Source organism: Nocardioides sp. SR21 (genome assembly GCF_022761125.1).
Taxonomy (GTDB): domain Bacteria; phylum Actinomycetota; class Actinomycetes; order Propionibacteriales; family Nocardioidaceae; genus Nocardioides.
Window position 1 is genome coordinate 47,695 of record NZ_JAKWJR010000007.1, and the last position, 20,753, is coordinate 68,447.

General features: G+C 71.8%; 19 protein-coding genes. 11 read left to right on the forward strand and 8 right to left on the reverse strand.

All coding sequences use genetic code 11. The annotated features are described in order from the left end of the window. The first annotated feature begins 6 nt into the window (after positions 1–6). A complete protein-coding gene (locus MJ604_RS14325) occupies positions 7–543 on the forward strand; it encodes a cyclophilin-like fold protein (RefSeq protein ID WP_243059160.1) in 537 nt (178 codons plus the stop codon). A 115-nt stretch (positions 544–658) separates the two neighbouring features. Here MJ604_RS14325 and msrA read toward each other — a convergent pair whose 3' ends face one another. Further along, positions 659–1,309 (reverse strand): peptide-methionine (S)-S-oxide reductase MsrA, encoded by a 651-nt coding sequence (gene msrA / locus MJ604_RS14330; protein WP_243059161.1) that lies wholly within the window; start codon positions 1,307–1,309, stop codon positions 659–661. 120 nt (positions 1,310–1,429) lie between these two features. Between msrA and MJ604_RS14335 the strand changes: the two genes are divergently transcribed. From MJ604_RS14335 to ilvA, 4 genes are read left to right on the forward strand one after another with little or no spacing between them, the layout of a single operon-like run. Further along, positions 1,430–2,596 carry a cystathionine gamma-synthase gene (locus MJ604_RS14335; protein ID WP_243059163.1) on the forward strand — a complete coding sequence of 389 codons (1,167 nt, stop codon included), beginning with the start codon at positions 1,430–1,432 and terminating at the stop codon, positions 2,594–2,596. Next, complete coding sequence (locus MJ604_RS14340) at positions 2,589–3,905, forward strand: glutamate mutase L (RefSeq protein WP_243059164.1); 1,317 nt, start codon at positions 2,589–2,591, stop codon at positions 3,903–3,905. The genes MJ604_RS14335 and MJ604_RS14340 overlap by 8 nt, the downstream gene beginning before the upstream one ends. Then, entirely contained in the window at positions 3,902–5,254 is a 1,353-nt protein-coding gene (locus MJ604_RS14345; protein ID WP_243059165.1) for an AI-2E family transporter, read from the forward strand. The genes MJ604_RS14340 and MJ604_RS14345 overlap by 4 nt, the downstream gene beginning before the upstream one ends. After that, the gene (gene ilvA / locus MJ604_RS14350; protein ID WP_243059167.1) at positions 5,247–6,461 is read left to right on the forward strand and encodes a threonine ammonia-lyase; all 1,215 of its coding nucleotides are present in this window, start codon (positions 5,247–5,249) and stop codon (positions 6,459–6,461) included. Before MJ604_RS14345 ends, ilvA begins: the two co-directional genes overlap by 8 nt. Before the next feature lie 107 nt (positions 6,462–6,568). Here the strand turns inward: ilvA and greA are convergent, their stop codons facing one another. Beyond that, a complete protein-coding gene (gene greA / locus MJ604_RS14355) occupies positions 6,569–7,072 on the reverse strand; it encodes a transcription elongation factor GreA (RefSeq protein WP_243059169.1) in 504 nt (167 codons plus the stop codon). A 160-nt stretch (positions 7,073–7,232) separates the two neighbouring features. After that, on the reverse strand, positions 7,233–7,634 hold the full coding sequence (locus MJ604_RS14360) for a DUF4307 domain-containing protein (RefSeq protein ID WP_243059170.1): 402 nt from the start codon (positions 7,632–7,634) through the stop codon (positions 7,233–7,235). A gap of 227 nt (positions 7,635–7,861) precedes the next feature. Between MJ604_RS14360 and mca the strand changes: the two genes are divergently transcribed. Together mca and MJ604_RS14370 are read left to right on the forward strand one after the other, a co-directional pair. Further along, the gene (gene mca / locus MJ604_RS14365) at positions 7,862–8,713 is read left to right on the forward strand and encodes a mycothiol conjugate amidase Mca (RefSeq protein WP_243059462.1); all 852 of its coding nucleotides are present in this window, start codon (positions 7,862–7,864) and stop codon (positions 8,711–8,713) included. Between the two features lie 12 nt (positions 8,714–8,725). Next, on the forward strand, positions 8,726–8,968 hold the full coding sequence (locus tag MJ604_RS14370; RefSeq protein ID WP_243059172.1) for a hypothetical protein: 243 nt from the start codon (positions 8,726–8,728) through the stop codon (positions 8,966–8,968). A gap of 5 nt (positions 8,969–8,973) precedes the next feature. On the opposite strand, the gene MJ604_RS14375 is transcribed toward MJ604_RS14370, so the two are convergent. Then, positions 8,974–9,555 (reverse strand): bifunctional 2-polyprenyl-6-hydroxyphenol methylase/3-demethylubiquinol 3-O-methyltransferase UbiG, encoded by a 582-nt coding sequence (locus tag MJ604_RS14375; RefSeq protein WP_243059174.1) that lies wholly within the window; start codon positions 9,553–9,555, stop codon positions 8,974–8,976. 276 nt (positions 9,556–9,831) lie between these two features. Next, positions 9,832–10,845: an AraC family transcriptional regulator gene (locus tag MJ604_RS14380; RefSeq protein ID WP_243059183.1), complete on the reverse strand. Its 1,014-nt coding sequence runs from the start codon at positions 10,843–10,845 to the stop codon at positions 9,832–9,834. Between the two features lie 103 nt (positions 10,846–10,948). Between MJ604_RS14380 and ctlX the strand changes: the two genes are divergently transcribed. Beyond that, a complete protein-coding gene (ctlX, locus tag MJ604_RS14385) occupies positions 10,949–11,983 on the forward strand; it encodes a citrulline utilization hydrolase CtlX (protein WP_243059184.1) in 1,035 nt (344 codons plus the stop codon). Here ctlX and MJ604_RS14390 read toward each other — a convergent pair. Further along, a complete protein-coding gene (locus tag MJ604_RS14390) occupies positions 11,980–13,056 on the reverse strand; it encodes a diacylglycerol kinase (protein ID WP_243059185.1) in 1,077 nt (358 codons plus the stop codon). The genes ctlX and MJ604_RS14390 overlap by 4 nt on opposite strands. Positions 13,057–13,108: 52 nt before the next feature. On the opposite strand from MJ604_RS14390, the gene MJ604_RS14395 reads away from it, so the two are divergent. Continuing rightward, positions 13,109–13,846 carry an SDR family oxidoreductase gene (locus MJ604_RS14395; RefSeq protein ID WP_243059186.1) on the forward strand — a complete coding sequence of 246 codons (738 nt, stop codon included), beginning with the start codon at positions 13,109–13,111 and terminating at the stop codon, positions 13,844–13,846. Positions 13,847–13,858: 12 nt separating this feature from the next. Next, the gene (locus MJ604_RS24290) at positions 13,859–14,827 is read left to right on the forward strand and encodes an FUSC family protein (RefSeq protein WP_243059187.1); all 969 of its coding nucleotides are present in this window, start codon (positions 13,859–13,861) and stop codon (positions 14,825–14,827) included. 60 nt (positions 14,828–14,887) lie between these two features. On the opposite strand, the gene MJ604_RS14405 is transcribed toward MJ604_RS24290, so the two are convergent. Next, positions 14,888–17,986: an MFS transporter gene (locus MJ604_RS14405; RefSeq protein ID WP_243059188.1), complete on the reverse strand. Its 3,099-nt coding sequence runs from the start codon at positions 17,984–17,986 to the stop codon at positions 14,888–14,890. 170 nt (positions 17,987–18,156) lie between these two features. Between MJ604_RS14405 and MJ604_RS14410 the strand changes: the two genes are divergently transcribed. Then, the gene (locus MJ604_RS14410; RefSeq protein WP_243059189.1) at positions 18,157–19,860 is read left to right on the forward strand and encodes an MFS transporter; all 1,704 of its coding nucleotides are present in this window, start codon (positions 18,157–18,159) and stop codon (positions 19,858–19,860) included. Between the two features lie 20 nt (positions 19,861–19,880). On the opposite strand, the gene MJ604_RS14415 is transcribed toward MJ604_RS14410, so the two are convergent. After that, positions 19,881–20,702: an MBL fold metallo-hydrolase gene (locus MJ604_RS14415; RefSeq protein ID WP_243059190.1), complete on the reverse strand. Its 822-nt coding sequence runs from the start codon at positions 20,700–20,702 to the stop codon at positions 19,881–19,883. Positions 20,703–20,753 lie beyond the last annotated feature (51 nt).

The window sequence follows — 20,753 nt, forward strand, 5'->3', positions numbered from 1 at the left end:
AGTCCCATGAAGAGCCCCGCGTGGCTGGCAACCGCCGCCGCCCTGTCCGCCCTCGCCGCATGCTCCTCGACTAGTGACAACGAGCCCAGCACTGCCTCCAGCCCCACGTCCACCGGAACAGGAGCCGGCAACACGTCTACCGCGAGCCCGATGACCTCCGGGCCGGCGAAGACGGCTGAGGCGAACACGTCCGGCACGCCCATCACCATCACCGTCGGCGGCCGCACCGTCACAGCCACGCTCAACGACAGCGACGTCTCCCAGGACTTCATCGAGACGCTCCCAGTCACGCTGCCTTGGTACCGGAACTACAACATCGAGTTCATCACCGAGCTGGCGGCGCCGATGACCGAGACGGGGCCGTTCTACACCGACGTTCAGCCCGGCGACCTCGTCTACTACAACCCGATGGACAGCATCACCGTCATCTACGAAGAGACCAGCTCCGTTCCCACCCTCACGAAGATGGGTGAGGTCACCTCCGACCTCGCCATCTTCAGGAACCTGCCCGACAACGTCGAGATGCGGATCGAACTGGGATAGGCGGGGAACGATTGGATCTGCCGCGACCCGCGCGTCTGCCCCCTTCGAGTTCTTCAATGGCCTGCGGAGACGACGATGGGCCCCACGTCGATGACGTGGGACCCATCGGTGAAGGTCAGGCGGTCGCCGGGAACTTCACGCCGGTGTTGGCGTGGCAGCGGTAGCCGAACGGGTTCTTCGCGAGGTACTGCTGGTGCATGTCCTCGGCGTAGTAGTACGGCGTCTCCGCGGCCGGCCGGATCTCGGTGGTGATGTCACCGAGGCGGCGCCGCTTCAGCTCGTCGCCGTACACCGTGGTCAGCTCGCGGGCGACCTGCTCCTGCTCGGGCGTCGTGTAGTAGATCGCCGAGCGGTACTGGGTGCCGACGTCGTTGCCCTGGCGGAAGCCCTGGGTCGGGTCGTGCACCTCGAAGAAGGTCTTCACCAGGTCGGCGAAGCTCACCTGGGTCGGGTCGAACACGATCCGCACCGCCTCGGTGTGGTTGGTGCCGCCGCTGCAGACCTCGTCGTACGACGGGTTCGGCGTGGTGCCGCCGGCGTACCCGACGGAGGTCGAGTACACCCCCGGGACCTGCCAGTAGATCTCCTCCGCGCCCCAGAAGCAGCCGAGGCCGAAGAACGCGACCTCGTAGCCGTCGGGGATGTCTTCGGTCACCAGCGGCGCGTCCAGGACGCGGTGCTTCTCGGCGAGCGGGAAGTTCCGCTCGGTGCGGCCCGGCAGGGTCTGCTCCGGGGCGACCATCTGGGCCTTGCGGGTGAGGAACACGGACTCTCCTTCTGTCGGAGTGATGTTGCACAGTCTCCAACACCGGTGGTGGCCGTTCCGTTCCCGGCTGCGGGTTTCACCGGCTGACCGGTGACACCCGCAGGCAGATAGCCTCGGAGGATGAGCGAGCAGCAGCACAGGAACAAGTCGGGCTTCGAGACGCGTGCGATCCACGCGGGCTACGAGCCGGACGCCGCGACGGGTGCGGTGATCCCGCCGATCTACGCGACCAGCACCTACAAGCAGGACGGCGTGGGCGGTCTCCGCGGCGGCTACGAGTACAGCCGCTCCGCGAACCCCACCCGCACCGCGCTCGAGGGCAACATCGCGGCACTGGAGGAGGGGGAGCGCGGCTTCGCGTTCGCCTCCGGCCTGGCCGCCGAGGACACCCTGATCCGCAGCGTGTGCCGTCCCGGCGACCACGTGGTCATCCCCGACGACGCGTACGGCGGCACGTTCCGCCTGTTCGACAAGGTCGAGAAGGTGTGGGGCCTCGACCACAGCCCCGCCGCCGTCTCGGACCTCGACGCGGTCGCGGCCGCGATCCGTCCCGGTGTGACCAGGCTCGTCTGGGTCGAGACCCCGACGAACCCGCTGCTCAACATCGGCGACATCGCCGCGCTGGCCAACCTCGCCCACGACGCGGGCGCGCTGCTGGTCGTCGACAACACGTTCGCGTCGCCGTACCTCCAGCAGCCGCTGACCCTCGGCGCGGACGCCGTCGTGCACTCCACCACGAAGTACTGCGGCGGCCACTCCGACGTCGTCGGCGGCGCCCTCGTGGTCAAGGACCTCGACCTCGCCGAGAAGGTCGCCTTCCACCAGAACGCGATGGGCGCAGTGGCCGGTCCGTTCGACTCCTGGCTGACCCTGCGCGGGCTCAAGACCCTCGCGGTCCGCATGGACCGGCACTGCGACAACGCCGAGAAGGTCGTCGAGTTCCTCTGCAGCCACCCGAAGGTCGGCGACGTGATCTACCCCGGCCTCGAGACCCACCCCGGTCACGAGGTCGCGCAGCGGCAGATGAAGCGCTTCGGCGGGATGGTGTCGTTCCGCGTCACCGGCGGCGAGTCCCACGCGCTGCAGGTCTGCGAGCGCACCGAGGTGTTCACGCTGGGCGAGTCCCTCGGCGGCGTCGAGTCGCTGATCGAGCACCCCGGCCGGATGACCCACGCCAGCGTCGCCGGCACCGACCTCGAGGTCCCGGCGGACCTGGTCCGGCTCAGCGTCGGCATCGAGACCGCCGACGACCTCATCGCCGACCTCGAGCGCGCGCTCGGTGGATGAGCCTGTCGACACCGAAGGCGCGGTGGTCTGCGTCGACTTCGGGTCGACGTTCACCAAGGCGGTGCTGGTCGACCTGGCCGGCGGCCGCATCGTCGCTTCCGCCAGCCACCCGACCACGATCGAGTCGGACGTCCTCGACGGGTACGACGCCTGCCTGATCGCCCTGGCCGAGCAGGACCCGCGGGCCGCGGGCGCCGAGGTGCTGGCCTGCTCGAGCGCCGGCGGCGGACTGCGGATCGCGGTCGTCGGCAACGAGGAGCTGGTGACCGCCGAGGCCGGGCGCCGGGTCGCGCTCTCCAGCGGCGGCAAGGTCGTCAGCGTCGTCGCGATGGCGTCCGGCGGCCTGTCCGACCTGAACGACCCCGACGTCGTCCTGCTGACCGGCGGCACCGACGGCGGCAACAGCGAGGTGCTGCTCGAGGCCGCCCGGCAGCTGGCCACGACGTGGCGCGGCCCGGTGGTGGTCGCGGGCAACGTCGACGCGCAGGCCGAGGTCGCGGCGATCCTGCAGCACCTGCCGCACGTCCTCACCGACAACGTCGTGCCGAAGATCGGCGTGCTCGCCCCCGAGGGGGCGCGGGCGGCGATCCGTGAGGTGTTCCTGGCGCACGTGATCGGCGGCAAGCACCTCAGCGGGCGGGCGGACTTCACGAGCATGGTGCGCGGCGCCACGCCCGACGTCGTCCTGACCGGGGTCGAGCTGCTCGCCGAGACCGCCGGCGACGTCGTGGTCGTCGACGTCGGTGGCGCCACGACCGACGTCCACTCGGTCGTCGACCTCGACCCCGACTCCATCGGTCGCGAGGTCGTCGCCACGACCCGGGTGACCCGCACGGTCGAGGGTGATCTCGGCATGCGCTGGTCCGCGCTCACCACCGTCGCCGAGCACCCCGAGCTCGCGGCCGCCGCGCAGCGACGCCACGACGACCCGGGCTTCCTGCCCGGCGACGACACCGAGCGGGACGCCGACGAGGCGATCGCCCGGCTCGCGGTCGGTACGGCGCTGCGGCGACACGCCGGCCGGAGCAAGGTCGTGGTCAGCCCCGAGGGCCGGGTCGTCGAGCGCACCGGCAAGGACCTGCGCGAGGTCGACCTGCTCGTGGGGTCCGGGGGAGTGCTGCGCAACGGCCGCCCCGGCGTCGCGGAGCGGGTGCTCTCCGGCAGCACCGGCGAGATCGACGGCGGCTGGCAGCTGCCGCGCGCGCCGCGCGTCGTGGTGGACGCCGACTACGTCCTCGCCGCGGTCGGACTGCTCGCGGCGGAGCATCCCGAGGTCGCCCGGATGCTGGCGGTTAGCCTGTCGCCGTGAGCAACGACGCTGACGGCCCTGAGGTCGGTCCGGACGACGACGCGGGTCATCGACGCCGTCTCCCCCATATCCACCTGCGGCACCGGCCGGGCGCCGGCGACGAGTCGGACGAGCGCATCACGGCGCGGCTCGCCCACCAGTGGTCCGCGGGTCGCGCCGAGCGCGAGCGCCGCTCGCACCCGGCGCCGGTCACCGGCGGCGCGTCCAACTTCACCCGCGCCCAGGTCCCCTGGGGCGTCGACCTCGCCGCGGCCTGGGCGTGGCGGCTCCTGGTCATCGCGGTGGCGGCGTACGTCATCCTCTGGCTGGTCGCGTTCTTCGCGGTCATCGCCGTGCCGGTCGCGATCGCGCTGCTGATCACGGCGCTCGCCATCCCGCTGGTCGACGGCCTGCAACGGGTCGGCCTGCCGCGCGGGCTGTCCGCGCTGGTCGTGGTGCTCCTGGGCATCCTGTTCGTCGTCGCGATGCTGTCGTTCGCCGGCCAGCAGGTGGCGACCGGCGGCTCGGACCTCGCGAACCAGGCCTCGGCGGGTCTCGGCGAGATCCGCGACTGGCTGCGCGACGGGCCGTTGCACGCCAGCGACTCGCAGATCAACGAGTGGCTGAACCGCGCCCAGCAGTCGCTCGAGGACGCCGGCGCGAACATCGACGCGGGCAGCGTGACGGAGGTCGGCACGGCCGTCGGCCACGTGTTCGCGGGCTTCTTCATCGTGCTGTTCTCGACGTACTTCTTCATGGCCGACGGCGAGCGGATCTGGGCCTGGATGGTCCGGATCGCGCCGCGCGCCGCCCGCCCGCACGTCGACAGCTCCGGCCGGGTCGCGTGGATCTCGCTCACCCAGTTCGTGCGGGCCACCGTGATCGTCGCGGCCGTCGACGCGATCGGCATCATGATCGGCGCCGCGATCCTGCAGGTCCCGTTCGTGCTCGCGATCGGCGTGCTGGTGTTCCTCGGCGCGTTCGTCCCGATGATCGGGGCGACCATCGCCGGCACCGTCGCGGTGCTCGTGGCGCTGGTCGACCAGGGACCGATCACCGCGCTGCTGATGCTCGGCGTCGTGATCCTCGTGCAGCAGATCGAGGGCCACATCCTGCAGCCGTTCCTGATGGGCCGGTGGGTCTCGGTCCACCCGCTCGGCGTGATCATCGCGATCGGCTGCGGCGTGATCGTCGCGGGCATCGCGGGCGCGCTCGTCGCCGTGCCGCTCGCCGCGTCGCTGAACGCTGTCATCCAGCACCTCGCCGCCAACACCTCTCCGGGCGACGACCCGGTCGAGGAGCTGGCGGAGGACTATGAGGAGACCGGGGCCATCGTGGACGTCGAGCAGGAGGAGGACCGCGATGAGTGAGGTTCCCACCGTCGGTCTCGCCGACATCCAGGCCGCGCGCGAGGTGCTCCGGGGTGTCGCGATCGAGACGCCGATGGAGGAGTCGCGCTGGCTCTCCGCACTCGCCGGCGGCCCGGTGTCGCTGAAGTGCGAGAACCTCCAGCGCACCGGCTCGTTCAAGGCCCGGGGCGCCTACCTGCGGATCTCGCGGCTCTCGCCCGAGGAGCGCGCGCACGGGGTGGTCGCGGCGTCGGCCGGCAACCACGCCCAGGGCGTCGCGCTCGCCGCGCAGATGCTCGGCATCCGGGCGACGATCTTCATGCCCGAGGGCGCACCGATCCCGAAGGAGAAGGCGACCCGGGGGTACGGCGCGGACGTGTCGTTCCACGGCCGCTACCTCGAGGACGCGCTGGCGGAGGCGACGGCGTTCGCCGAGCGCACGGGCGCGGTGCTGATCCACCCCTTCGACCACGCCGACATCGTCGCGGGGCAGGGCACGTGCGGGCTCGAGATCCTCGAGCAGGCGCCCGACGTGAAGACCGTGCTGGTCTCGCTGGGTGGCGGCGGCCTGCTCGGAGGCGTCGCGATCGCGGTGAAGGCGCTGCGCCCCGACGTGCGGGTGATCGGCGTCCAGGCGGCCCAGGCCGCGGCGTACCCCGCCTCGCTCGCGGCCGGTCAGCCGGTGAAGCTGGAGTCGATGAGCACGATGGCCGACGGCATCGCGGTCGGGCTGCCCGGCCAGATCACGTTCGCGGCCGTGCGCGACCACGTCGACGAGATCGTCACCGTCTCCGAGGAGTCGCTCTCCCGCGCGGTGCTCGCCGTGCTCGAGCGCGCCAAGATGGTCGTCGAGCCGGCCGGCGCGGCCGCGGTCGCGGCGCTGCTCGACCACCCCGACGCCTTCGAGACGCCCGCGGTCGCGGTGCTCTCCGGCGGCAACATCGACCCGCTGCTGCTCGGCAAGGTGATCCGGCACGGCATGTCCGCGGCCGGGCGCTACCTCAACCTGCGCGTCTGCATCCCGGACCTGCCCGGCGGGCTGGCCGAGCTGCTCGGCGACATCTCCGCGGTCGGGGCCAACGTGCTCGAGGTCGTCCACGAGCGGATCTCGCCGTCCCTGCACCTCCACGAGGTGGAGGTGCACCTCCAGCTGGAGACGCGCGGCGAGCCCCACACGGAGCAGCTGTTGTACCGGCTGCGCGAGCGGGGCTACCGCGTCTACGACTGAGTGCCGACGCGCTGGCTCACTGGGCCCCGACACGCGGGTCGCGACGTCGCGAGCTCAGCCGTGCCGCTCGCCCGACCGCCATCAGCGGATCCGCTGACGCGTCTCCGCTAGCCCGTGAAGGGCACCGCGTCGAGGATGACGACCTGGAGCTCCTTGCCGTTCGGCGCGAGGTAGCTGACGGTGTCGCCCTTGCTGCGGCCGTTGATGGCCGAGCCGAGCGGCGAGGACGGCGAGTAAACCGTGAGGCCCTCGGGCTCGATCTCGCGGGCGCCGAGCAGGAACGTCTCGGCCTCGTCGTCGTCATCGCCGACGAACTTGTAGGTGACCTTCATGCCGGGCTCGACGACGCCGTCGTCGGCCGGGGTCTCGCCGACCTCGGCGCGCCGCAGCATGTCCTCGAGCTGGCGGATCCGGCCCTCGAGCTTGCCCTGCTCCTCGCGGGCCGCGTGGTAGCCGCCGTTCTCCTTGAGGTCGCCCTCGTCGCGGGCCGCAGCGATGCGCGCGATGACCTCCTGGCGCACGGGACCCTTGAGGTCCTCCAGCTCGGTGGTGAGCTTGTCGTAGGCATCCTGGGTCAGCCAGATGGTGCCCTGCTCGGTCGACTGCGTCATGGGGTTACTCCTGCTACCTCGAGGTACGACGGATCCGTCCCGTCGTCGTCGTTCAGTGCCCCGCCCGGTGCCGGCGAAAACGGCAGTGCGTACTCACGCCGGGCCGTTTCGTCGACGGCCCTGCGGGACGGTCAGTCCGGCAACTGTAACAACTGAAGGCTCAGCGGGGGCGTTTCTGGCCCTCGGCCGTGCACCCGAGCAGCTCGACGGAGCTGGCTCTCCGCTCGGTGCGGATCGACTGGTCGGTGAGGCCGCTGCGCTCGGGGGTGAAGGGCAGCTCGCCGACCACGCTGTGGTCCTCGGCGTACGCCCGCAGCAGGCAGGACGCCCCGACCACGTCGCCGTCGAGCTGGATCTGCACGACCGCGGTCGCCTCGTGCTCGTCGATGACGTCGAACCCGACCAGCTCCGACTCGACCTTCGGCGTCGACTGCGCCCAGATCGTCCAGCCCAGCCAGCCGAGGAACGCGCCCGCGAGGGCCACGCTCACGCCGATCAGGACCGCCCGGCGCCAGGGCTTGGGGGCGCCGTACCGGTCGGACAGGTCGGTCGGCGCGCTCACCGTCAAATGGTCCCATTGACGAGGGGCCACTCGAGCACCGCCCCGCTGCGCGCCGCCCAGCACGCACGCTGGACTGCGTTGTCGTCAGTCGCCGGGACTCCGTCCCGTCTCCCTCCTCCGCCTTGCCAGCGCACGTCCTGGACACCGCTCGCGATGGGCGGTCCTCGGAGCGGCCCCTCTACGATTGCCGGGTGACGCAGCACCCCTCCCGCGCCGGGCTCCGGCTCATGCATGTCCACGCTCACCCCGACGACGAGTCGAGCAAGGGCGCCGCCAGCACCGCCAAGTACGTCGCCGAGGGCGTCGACGTGCACGTCGCGACGTGCACCGGCGGCGAGCGCGGCTCGATCCTCAACCCGAAGATGGACCGCCCCGACATCCTGGCCAACATCACCGAGATCCGTCGGCAGGAGATGGAGCGGGCGCGCGACATCCTCGGCATCCGGCAGGACTGGCTCGGCTGGGTCGACTCCGGCTGGCCCGAGGGCGACCCGAAGCCGCCGCTGCCCGAGGGCTGCTTCGCACTGGTCCCGCTCGAGGAGGCCGCGGCCCCGCTGGTGAGGCTGATCCGCGAGTTCCGCCCGCACGTGCTCACGACGTACGACGAGCGCGGTGGCTACCCGCACCCGGACCACATCAAGTGCCACGAGATCAGCGTGTACGCGTTCGAGGCGGCCGCCGACCCGGAGCGCTACCCCGAGCTGGGTGAGCCGTGGCAGGTCCTCAAGCTCTACTACCACCACTCCTTCAACAAGGCCCGGATCCAGGCGATCCACGACGCGATGCTCGAGCACGGTCTCGAGTCCCCGTGGGCCGAGCGGCTCAAGGATTGGGAGGACGAGCCCGAGTGGGACGCCCGCGTCACGACCCGGGTCCCGTGCGGCGACTACTTCGGCGTGCGCGACCAGGCGCTGCTCGCGCACGCCACCCAGATCGACCCCGACGGCTTCTGGTTCGCGATCCCGCGGGAGATCCAGGTGCAGACGTGGCCGACCGAGGACTTCGAGCTGGTCGTGAGCCACGTCGCGTCCGAGACCCCCGAGGACGACCTCTTCGCGGGCATCCCCACCCCCGCCTGAGAGACTGAGGACATGGAGCTGCTTCCCCTGATCGTGAGCCTCGTCGACGAGGTCCCCGAAGCCGAGGACGTCAAGGCCGGATGGGCGGCGTTCGCGATCTTCCTGCTGCTGATCGCGGCGGTGGCACTCCTGGGCTGGAGCCTGACCCGGCAGCTGCGGAAGGCGCAGGCTGCTGAGGACGCCGGTCTCTACGACCCGTCGGACAAGAAGAAGCCCGAGCCGATCCCGGTCGACGACCCCAGCGCCAACACCTGAGCCGGCTAGCGCCTGACCAGGCGCACCAGCACGTCGAGCGCGACGCCGGCGTCGGTCGGACGCTCGACCCGGTCGGCGCGGATCGTGTCGAAGCGCTGCCCCGCCAGGTCCTCGAGCAGGTCCGGTGCGGTGTAGAGCACGCCCGCGTCCTGCGGCCCGCCGACGCCGTCGGTGAGGTTCTGTGAGTCGTGCCCGACCACGAGCAGCGTGCCGCCGGGCCGGAGCGACGCGAAGCCGGCCTGCACCGCCGCTCGCCGGTCGGCCGCCGGGACCTGCAGGTACGCCATCACCGTGAGGTCGTACGACGCTCGCTCGTCCCACGTGGTCGCGTCCGCGCAGACCCAGCGGACGACGGTCCCGCCCGCCAGCTCGCGTCCCTTGTCGAGGCCGACCTGCGAGTAGTCGACCGCGGTCACGTCCCAGCCGCGCCGCGCGAGCCAGATCGCGTTGCGGCCCTCGCCGGCGGCCAGGTCGAGCGCTCTGCCGGGAGCGAGGTCCGCGAGCTCGGCCTCGACGAACCGGTTCGGCTCCGCCGACCAGACCAGGTCGGCCGCGGCGTACCTCGCGTCCCACGCGCTGGCGTCCATGGGGGTCAGTCAACCAAGGTTCGTGGCGCAGGACACAGCGCGCGGACCCCGATCTGTCGCCAAATGCCAAAAACCTGTCGCCGGGTGGCAAGCCTGCCGCATCCGTCGGCCGCCAGACTTGTGACACCGCAACACCGCAGTACGGGTGGAGTCGGTGCGGATCCCGGGGCCGCACCGAAGCCACAGCCGCATCGCCGGCCGGGTCCTACCGGAAGCCGCGGCGAGCAGAGGTGGACGCCGGTGCGGATCCCGGGCCCGCATCGGCGACACACCGTCTCAGGTGACTCCCGCATGGGTCCTGAGGGACCGCCGGTAGGCGAGCGGGCTCGTCCCGAACCACCGGCGGCAGGCCCGGGTGAACGTGCTCTGCTCCAGGTAGCCCAGCTCCGTGGCCAGGTGCCGCAGCGACATGTCCGAGTCGCGCAGGTACTGCTCGGCCGTGCGCCGCCGCACCTGCTGCACGACCTCGGCGAACGTGATGCCCTCCTCCTCGAGGCGGCGCTGCAGCGTGCGCGGGTGCATGCCGAGCTCGTCGGCCACGACGCCCAGCTCGGTCCGGCCGCTGGGCAGCAGCCGGCGTACGAGCGCCTCGACGACGGGCTGCACGCCCTGGGGGGTGTACGGCGCGATCGACTGCAGGTAGCTGACCATCGCCGCGTGGGTCTCGGCGTCGGTGGACACCGGCTGGTCGAGCACGGACGCCTCGAAGTCGAAGGCCGTCGTCGGGCGCAGGAAGTCGAGCCCGCACCCGAAGTACTCCTCGTACTCGGAGAGCGGGCTGAGCGGGCTGTGGGCCAGCTCGACGCGCAGCGGGGACCAGTCCGGCCCGATCAGGTGCCGGAGCACGCCGAGCGAGAGCCCGGCGCCGGTCTCGCTCGCGTGGGGGAACGCCAGCATCGAGCCCTCGATCAGGCGGCGCAGCTGGAACCGCGCGCGGTCGCCGGTGACCACGACCTCGACCTCGAGGACGGGCGCGTAGGCGCGCAGGTAGCGCTCGATCGTCGACAGCGCCTTCGCGACCGTCGGGGCGCTGCGCGCCGCCGCGCCGACCGAGCCGAGCACCTCGATGCCCTGCCGGCTCGCCAGCTCGCGCCCCAGGTCGGCGGACTCCGTCGCGTGGGCCGCGCGGTCGATCACGACGAGCACCGACGGGAAGTCGAGGAAGGTCCCGTAATCACCGATCGCCTCGACCGGGATGCCCACCTCGGCCAGCAGCGCGTCCGGGTCACCGCCGCGCTCCGCGACCAGCTCACGGAAGGCCGTGAGCGAGGTGCCGCGGATCAGCGTCATGGTGGCACTCAACGTGGTCCGGGCGATCCCTGCAACCGAAACGCCGGAATCGGCACGTCGTGAATGTGAAGTTGTCCGGGGGCCTCGCTTACATTCATTCGTTGTGAGTGCCCAGGCCCCTTCCGCGGTCATCCTGATCCGCGCCGAGCGATTCAAGCCCAACCCGGCGACCGCCGCCGACAACGCCTTCCAGCACGACGTGCCGGCGGGTCAGGACGACGACGAGACCGCCGCCAAGGCGCTCGCCGAGATGGACGCGGTGGCCGATGCGCTGCGCGCGGCCGGCGTACGCGTCCATGTGTTCTCCGACGAGGACCACACCCGGCCGGACAGCGTGTTCCCGAACAACTGGCTCTCCACCCACGCCGGCGGCAACGTCGCGGTCTACCCGATGTACGCGTCCAACCGGCGCCACGAGCGCCGCGCCGACGTGCTCGAGCTGCTCAAGTCCGAGTACCGCGTGCAGACGATCATCGACTACTCCGGCCTGGAGCCCGACGGCATCTTCCTCGAGGGCACCGGCGCGATGGTCCTCGACCACGTCTCGCGGGTCGCGTACGCCGCGCGCAGCCACCGCGCCGACACGCACGTGCTCGAGCGGTTCTGCACCGACTTCGGCTACGAGCCGATGGCCTTCGACGCGGTCGACCACGACGGCGTGCCGGTCTACCACACCAACGTGATGGGCTGTGTCGGCACGGACGTCGCGTTGTTCGCGCTCGAGCTGATCCCCGACAAGCAGCGTCGCGAGCAGGTCCGCGAGCGGCTGACGGTCAACGGGCGCACGGTCGTCGAGCTCACGGAGGACCAGGTCCGGCACTTCGCCGGCAACGCCGTCGAGCTCTGCGGGCGCACGTCGGACGGCCGGCGGAACTACATCATGGCGATGTCCGCCGAGGCCCACCGCAGCCTGCGCCAGGACCAGATCGACGAGATCGAGAAGTCCTGCACGATCGTCTCGGTCGACATCCCGACGATCGAGCTCGCCGGTGGCTCCGTGCGCTGCATGATCGCCGGCGTCCACCTGGACCGCCGGCCCGCCGCGGAGCCCGAGATCACCGAGGCCGTCGAGGCGATCGACGACAACCCGCTCACCGCCGACGGCCGCGACGTGGTCGACGAGGAGCTCGCGCCCTAAGGGGCCACGTAGGTCCCGCGTCCGGTCGGCAGCGGCAGGTCGAGCGTCGTACGGATGCCCGGGGCCGCGGCCCGGACGTCCGGGATCGCGTTCACGATCCGCCCGCACGCGGCCACGATCGCGGCGTGGTTGTGGTCGCCGTGCTCGCTGCTCGGCACGATGTCGACGACGTACGACGGCTCGCCCACGATCTCGACGCGGTAGGCACCGCCGCCGCTGGTGGGGCGGGCCCAGTCGGGCCTGAGGTCGTCGCGGGTGCGGGTGACGTGCTCGACGACGATCGCGGGGTGGCCGTCGACCATGCCGCTGATCGAGAAGTGCAGGGCGGCGATGGTGCCCTTCTCGATCCGGCCGGCGGCGATGTCGTACGACTCCGGGGCCGGCTCGGCCTCCCAGAACTCCACGATGTCGTCGACCTCGATGCCGAGTCCGGAGGCCATCATCCGGATCGCGGTGCCCCAGGCGAGAGCGAGCACGCCGGGCAGGAAAAGCAGGGGAGTGGAGTCCACCGGGCTGCCGAAGCCCATCAGGTCGAACATCACCTCGGTGCCGTCGTACGTCGCGTAGTCGGCGAGCTCGTAGCAGCGGATCTGCTCGATCCGCTGGCAGGTGCTGGCGAGCGCGAGCGGCACCAGGTCGCTGGCGAAGCCGGGGTCGACGCCGGTGATGTAGACGGTCGCGTCGCCGGCCCGGGCCGAGGCCTCGACCTTGTCGATCACGGGCTGCGGCATCGTCCCCCACGGGAACTGCAGCGTCCCCGGGGCGGAGCCGACGACGTCGATGCCCGCCTCGAGGAGCTTGCGGACGTCGTTGGTGGCCTCGCGGGGCCGGGTGTCGCCCATCGCGCAGTAGACGACGCACTCGGGGCGGGCGGCGATGAGCGCGTCCAGGTCGCCGACCGCGGCGATCCCGGTCGTGACGTCGAGCCCGGCCAGCTCGCCCGCGTCGCGGCCCACCTTGTCCGGGTTCGAGGTGCTCACGGCGACCAGCTCGAACCGGTCGTCGGAGATCAGCTGACGCAGGGTCAGCATGCCGGCGTTCCCCGTGGCGACCTGGGCGACGCGAATGGTCATGTCCGTCTCATTTCTAGAACTTGTTCTAGTTGCCGGTGCTATCTTGCCACGCATGGGTCGTGTGGAGGGCAAGGTCGCCCTGATCAGTGGTGGGGCGCGCAACATCGGCGGCGCCAGCGCGCGGATGCTGGTGGCCGAGGGCGCCAAGGTCGTCATCGGTGACCTGCTCGACGAGGAGGGCGCCGCGCTGGCCGAGGAGCTCGGTGAGAACGCGCGCTACGTGCACCTCGACGTCACGCAGGACGCCGACTGGCGGGCGGCCGTGGAGCTCACGGTCGCGGAGTTCGGCACCCTCAACGTGCTGTTCAACAACGCCGGCATCTTCAACGGCGGCATGCTCCAGCGCTACAAGCAGGCGCTGTGGCAGGAGATGCTCGACGTCAACCTGACCGGCCCGTTCCTCGGCATGCGCGCCGCCACCGACACGATGATCGCCGCCGGCGGCGGCTCGATCATCAACACCTCCTCGATCGAGGGGCTGCGGGGCACGCCGTGGGCGCACGGGTACGTCGCCTCCAAGTGGGGACTGACCGGGCTCACCAAGTCGGCGGCGGTGGAGCTCGCGCCGCACGGCATCCGCGTGAACTCCCTGCACCCCGGCCGGATCAGCACGCCCGCCACCGATGCGATGCCCGAGGACCTGATCCCGATCCCGCTCGGCCGCCCCGGCCGGCCCGAGGAGGTCGCGTCGTTCGTGGTGTTCCTCGCCAGCGACGAGTCGTCGTTCGCGACCGGGGCCGAGTTCGTGATGGACGGCGGCACGGTCACCGCCATCCCGACCAAGGTCTGACATCGTGGTCGCGTGGCCGACCGCATCGGGCTGACCTGGCGCTGGTCGTACGCGCTGCGCGGCGTCGTCGCCGGAGCGCCGGCCGCCGTCGCCGCGTTCTGGGACGTGCAGCTGGCGGCCGGGCTGGCCGTGGGGCTGATCCCCGTCTGCTCCATGCCGCTGGCGCCGAGCAGGCGCGCGCGGGTCGGGACCGGGATCTACGGCGTGCTCGCCGCCGCGTCGATCGTCCTGGGCGGCTTCCTGGCGCAGTGGCCGGTGCTGGCGGTCGCCGGCATCGTCCTCGCCGGCGGCCTGCTCGGGCACGCGGTCGCCGCGCTGGGCCGGCCGCTCGCGATGCTGGGGCTGCTGCTGTGCCTGCCCCTGTTCGCCATCGGGTTCAGCTATCCCGGCACCGACGCGGTCGGCCCGCTCGCCGGCGACATCCTGCTGGGCACGGCGTGGTCCGTGCTCGTGGCGCTCGCCTGGCCGACGCACGACGGGTCGCCGCCGGCGCCCGCGCCGATGCCGCCCAGAGCGGTGATCGTGCCGTACGGCTGGGTCGCCGGTGCGGCCGGCGCGGTGTGCGCCACGGTCGGCTTCGCCACCGGCCTGGAGCACGTGGGCTGGGCGCCCGCGGCGGCGCTGCTCGTGATGCGACCCGACCCGCCGGCCCAACGGCTGCGCTCGCTCGACCGGTTGGCCGACGTGGCCCTCGGCGCCGGCGCCGCGATCCTGCTCGTCCTCGCGGGACCGCCCGACTGGGTGTACGCGCTCGCGGTGCTGGGCGTGATCGCGGCGGTCACGGGGACCGTCGGGAGCCGGTGGTACGTGCTGCCGACGTTCACGACGTGCCTGGTGTTCCTGCTGCTGCTCGCCGGCGACCCGGACGACGCGGGCAGCCGGTTCTGGGAGCGGCTCCTCGAGACGGGGCTCGGGGTCGGCGTCGCGGCGGTCGCCACCTTCGTCGTGCTCCCGGCCGTGCGTGGCAGGGCTCGCGCATGAGCGCCCCGGTCTACGCGAACCTGCTCGTCGAGGTGCTGCCCCGGCGGTCATGACCGGCGCTCATCGCCACAGGTCACCGCCGGTGGACTCCAGCAGGGCCCGCGCCGCCAACCGACCGCTCTCGACCATCCGGTCGAGCTGGTGGAACTCCAGCATGCCCACGCCCGAGGACGGCGGGGTGATCACGAACGCCCCGCGTTCGCGAGCGTGCTGTGCGGTGCCCTGGCCGCCGATCATCATGAGCCGGAGGAGCGCATCGCCGAGCGCGGGGACGCGCGGCGCCTCCCCTGCCCGCGGCGCCCGATCGCCGCCGCCGATGTTGACCGCCACGATCGGTCCCTCCTGGCGCTCCAGCAGCGTGTCGACGGGCAGGTTGTCGAGCACGCACCCGTCGACCAGCAGTCTCCCGTCGACCTGGAGCGGCGGCGTGAGGATCGGCAGCCGCGCCGACGCCGCGACCGCCTCCCACAGCAGCCCGGAGCGGTGGACCACCTGGCTGCGGGCATGCAGGTCCACCGACACGCACCGGAACAACCGCGGGAGTGCCTCGATCCGGGTGTCGTCCCCGAGGAAGTAGCGCAACCGCTCGGGCGTACGACGGCCTTTGGTGAGCGCCTTGGACGGGATCGTGTAGTCGCCGAACGGGTTCCCGCGCACGAAGCCCTCGTGGTGGAGCTCCTGGACCGCCCGGCCGTCGAGCCCGAGCGCATAGGTCGCCGCGACGATCGCGCCGAGACTGGTGCCGGCGATCCGGTCGATGACGATGCCCGCGTCCTCGAGCTCCTGGAGGACGCCGATGTGGGTCATGGCGCGGGCTCCGCCGCCGGCCAGGACCAGCCCGAGCGAGCGATTCGCGATGGCGCGCGCCAGCGCGTCGATGCCCTCGTCCGGTGCGGGAGCACTGACGACCTGCCACGGATGGAGCAGGTCGATCCAGCGGTTCACGATCGCGTCGTCGGTCGGTCCGACCAGGACCAGGTCGACCCCGGCCGGCCCGTCCCACCGCTCGAGCACCGGCTCGTCGGTGCGGGCCACCAGGATCACGCGGTCGCTCTGGCGCACGGTCGCCTGCCACCAGGGATCGTCGTGGCGATCGGCCACCAGCAGGACGCGGTCGTGCAGCTGCTCGGCCCGGGCGAGCTGCTCGGCGTCGGCGCCGGTGGACACGTGGACGTCGCAGTGCGAGGCGATGCGCGCCGCCAACGCGCCGGCCACGGCCGACACGGGGCTGGCCGGTCCAGCGCCCACCACGGCGATGAGTCGCGCTGGCCCGCTGTTCGGCACCTCGTTCGGGCGAGCCGTCGCCAGCTGTTCCGCCAGAGCGGTGGCGACGGCCACGGCGGTGGCCGGCGTCTCCTCGAGCAGGTCCAGGAAGTCCTGCCGCGGAAGGGCGAGCAGGGTGGTGTCACGTCGCGCCCGCACCGACGCGGTACGACGCCCGGTCGTCAGCAGCGCCAGCTCGCCCACGGCAGCGCCCGGTCCCAGCTCGCGCACGACGACGTCGTCGACGACCACCTCGAGCCGTCCCGACATCACCAGGTAGAGCGAGTCGGCCGGGTCGCCGCGTCGTACCAGCCACTGGCCGGCGGGCAGGTCGAGCCGCGAGCCGGCCGCCTCGATGCGCCGCCGGGCCTCGTCGGGCAGGCGACCCAGGAAGGTCGAGGCCTGCACCGGCTCGGGCAGCAGGGTCTCCGTCTCGTCGGCGGCCTGGTCGGCCGGCACGTGTACGTCGATGGAGCGTGGCGCCTCCACCTGCTCGCCGGCCGCCGGTCGCACCGGGCCGAGCGTCAGCGCTCCCACCGCCGCCACCCCGAAGCACGCGGCGCAGAACAGCCAGCCGTCACGCAGCACGTCCGCGGCGTTCAGCGGCGTGGGTGTGCCGATGATGACCACCAGGATCGCGATGCCGAGGACCCCGCCGAGCTGCCGCGCGCTGGACACGACGGCCGACGCCGTCGCGAACCGTCCGCCGGGCACGGCGGCCAGTGCGGCGCTGCCGAGGATCGGCAGTGTCGCGCCGACGCCGATGCCGCTGAGCACCTGGCCGGGCAGCCACTGGGTCAGGAAGGCTGGGTCGGGGCCGACGACCTCGGCGTACCAGAGGTAGGCGGCGCACCAGACGAGCGCGCCGGGCACGATCACGAACCGGTAGCCGTAGCGCTGGGCCACGTCACCGAGCGCCCCCGCGACGACGGCCGCGACCAGCGCTCCCGGGACGAGGGCGAGGCCGGCCGACAGGATCGAGTAGCCCCAGACATACTGGAGCCAGAGGATGTTGGTGAGCATGTAGGCGTAGAAGCCCATCCCGGCCACCACGGTGACGCCGTTGCCCACGGAGAACGGCCTGATCGCGAACAGCGTGCGGTCCAGCAGCGGCTGCGGATGCACCCGCGAGCTGAGCGCGAACCCGAGGCCGAGCAGGATCGCGGCGCCGAAGGCGGCGAGCACGCGCGGGCTCGACCAGCCCCACTCGTTGCCCTGGACGATCCCCAGCGTCAGGGCACTGAGCGCGATCGCCAGCAGGAGCGCACCGCGGAGGTCGGGCATCCGCCTCCTGCCGGGCGCTCGGCTCTCGACGAGGTTGCGCCGGATGACGACGATCGCGGCAATGCCGATCGGCAGGTTGATCAGGAACGCGAGCCGCCAGCCGCCGAGCTCGACGAGCGCGCCGCCGATCGGGGGACCGAGGCCGGCCGCGAGGGCTGCCGCCGCACCCCAGAGCCCGACCGCATGGCTGCGGCGCTCCTCGGGGAACGCCTCCACCACGATCGCGAGTGACGCCGGCACCAGGACGGCCGCGCCCAGCGCCTGCACGATCCGGGCCACGACCAGCATCTCCAGGGATCCGGACAGCGCGCACCACACCGAGGCGAGGGTGAAGATCGCGGTGCCCAGCACGAACATCCGCCTGCGTCCGAGCAGGTCGGTGAGGCGACCGCAGACGATCAGGAACGACGCGAAGACGATGTTGTAGGCATTGAGCACCCAGGACAGGTCGCTGACCGTGGACGTCGGGAAGGACTCCCGGATGTCGGGGAACGCGACGTTGACGACGGTCGCGTCCAGGAACGCGAGGAACGCACCGAACGCCGCGACCACCAGGATGCGCGACTCGGAGACTCGCGAGGACGGTGGTCGCGACACCACGGGCGCACTCATGCAGACACCATTGCCCCTCCCACGGGACTCGTTTCGTCCGATGCTTGCGAGATCGGGTCCCGGGGCGCATGACCAGAATTGGTCAGATGTCGCCCGGAGGGCACATCTGCCGAGCGCGCGAGGTCGACTATGGAGGGTCCGTCGCTCTGGAGAACGTAGGTCAGTCCGCCATGACAGAGGTCGCCAGCAGTCCTGCCGGGGCGATCGGCAACGCCCGCGCCGCGCTCCGCGAGACCCGTGACTCCCTCGCCTCGGTGTTCCGCAACCCGCGGCTGCGTCGGATCCAGCTCGCTCTCGCGGGCTCGATGATCGGTGACTGGGCGTACGCCACCGCCGTCGCGGTCTTCGCGTACGGCGTGGGTGGCGCCAAGGCGGTCGGGCTCTACTACACCGTCCGCCTGGGCCTGATCGCTGTCGCGTCCCCGATGCTCGCGATCGCGGCCGACAGGTGGCCGCGCCGGTCGGTGATGGTCGTCTCCGACGTCGCCCGGTTCGTGCTGGTCGCCCTGGCCGCGGCCTGTCTCCTCCTCGACACCGATCCGTGGCCCGTCTTCGTCCTCGCCGGCCTGGCGAGCCTGGCAGGCGCGGCGTTCCGCCCCGCCCAGAACGCGTGGATGCCGAAGCTGGCGGACAGCCCGGAGGAGCTGACGGCGTCCAACGGCACCTCGAGCACCTTGGAGAGTCTCTCGTTCTTCATCGGGCCGAGCCTGGGCGCGCTGCTGATCACGGCGACCGACGTGCCGACGGTCTTCCTCCTCAACGCCGCGACCTTCCTGGTCTCAGCATTGCTGGTCCTCGGCATCCACGAGCGAGAAGGCCGCCCTGAGACCCCGATCTCGGTGGCGGCGTCCGGTGAGGATGACGACGAACCGTCGGGCTTCTTCGGCCAGCTGTTCGGCGGGTTCGGCGCGGTGGCACACGACCGCGACATCCTGATGGTGGGCGCCCTGCTCTGTGTCCAGACGATCGTCGCCGGCGCGTCGGCGGTCTTCATGATCGTGATGGCGGTGGACATCCTCGAGACGGGATCGGAGGGCGTCGGCTACATCGACTCGGTCTTCGGTGTCGGCGCGATTTTGGGCGGCGTGTTCGCGATCGCTCGGGCCCGCAAGCGCCGGCTGTGCTGGGACCTGCTCGTCGGCGTCATGCTGTGGTCCCTGCCGCTGCTCCTGGTCTGGCTCGTGCCGAGCTGGGGCACCGTCTTCGCCGCGGCGGTCGTGATGGGCTTCGGCAACCCGCTCGTGGACGTCAACTTCGCCACCCTGATCCAGCGGATCACGCCGGACGAGCTGCTCGGCCGCGTCTTCGGCACGCTCGAGGGCGCCTGCATCGGCACCATGGCGCTGGGGTCGTTGATGATGCCGTTCCTGATCGACGCCGTCGGCTTCGAGACCTCGTTGCTCGTCCTCGGGCTCGGGGTCGCGGCGCTCGCGATCCCGTGGATCCCCGCCGCGCTGGCCCTCGATCGGCGGCTGGGCGTGCCGCCGGCCGTGCCGTTGCTCGAGTCGGTGCCCATGTTCGCGCCGTTGTCGCCCGACACGATCGAGCGTCTCGCCCGCAAGCTGGTCCACTTCGAGGTGCCGGCGGGCTCGACGATCATCACGGAGGGCCAGGTCTCGGACCGGTTCTTCATCATCGAGTCGGGCACGGTCGCGGTCTCCCACGGCGACCGGGTGGTCCGGCACGAGGAAGCCGGGGACTTCTTCGGCGAGATCGGTCTCCTGCGCGACGTACCCCGGACCGCGACCATCACCGCGGACTCCGACACCGTGCTGCTGGCCCTGGAGCGCGACGACTTCCTGGCCGCGGTCACCGGCCAGGACGACGCACGGATGGCAGCGGAGTCGATCGTCACGCGGCGCATCGCGGTCTGAGGACGCGGGACATGCGGTTGCTATCCCGCCCTGCACACGGGGATGCGCATCCCCTCTCTGGCAGTCAGGAGCGGGACCCGGGCGGACACGCCGTCGGTGATCCGGTCCAGTTGGGCGTCGGTGCGCACGGGCGAGTGGTGGAAGAGCACGAGCCTCCCCACCCCCGCGTCATCGGCCAGGGCGACCGCGTCCTGCACCGTGGCGTGGCCGTAGTCCCCGGCGAGGCTCCGCTCGTCCTCGGTGAACTGGGCGTCGTGCAGCAGCACGTCGACCCCTTCGACCAGGGCTCTCGTCTGGGCGGAGACGCCGCGTGCCGGCGCGTGGTCGGGAAGGTAGGCGAACGAGCCGGCTGCGTCGGCCACCCGGAAGCCCATGGTGCGTCCGCCCTTGTGCTCGATCTCGGCCGCGGTGACCTCGAATCCCTCGAGGGACACCGTCCCGTCGGGAGTGCCCAGGAACCGCCAGCGTCCGAGGAGGCCCTCGGGCTCGATGGGGAACGACGGCGGCGAGAGCATGCGGGCCAGCAGGTCCCGGGCGGAGACGCCGTCCTGCACCGGCACGTGCAGGTCGACCCGGGAGTCGTCGCGGTCCACGGCCCGGCAGAACGGGAGTCCTTGGACGTGGTCCCAGTGGAGGTGGCTGAGCAGGATCGAACCACGGAAGGGCTCCTGGCCGAGCAGCAGACCGAGGGAACCGATGCCGGTGCCGGCGTCGAGCAGCAGGGTCGGTGCGGTCGCGCCTGTCGGCACCACGGCGACGCACGAGGTGTGGCCGCCGTACCGGACGAAGCCCGGTCCCGGGGCCGGTGTCGATCCGCGAACGCCCAGCAGCACCAGGTCCACGTGCCGAAGGTAGTGCAAGCAGGCCCGCTGGATCGTCCGCGTCGGGATGAA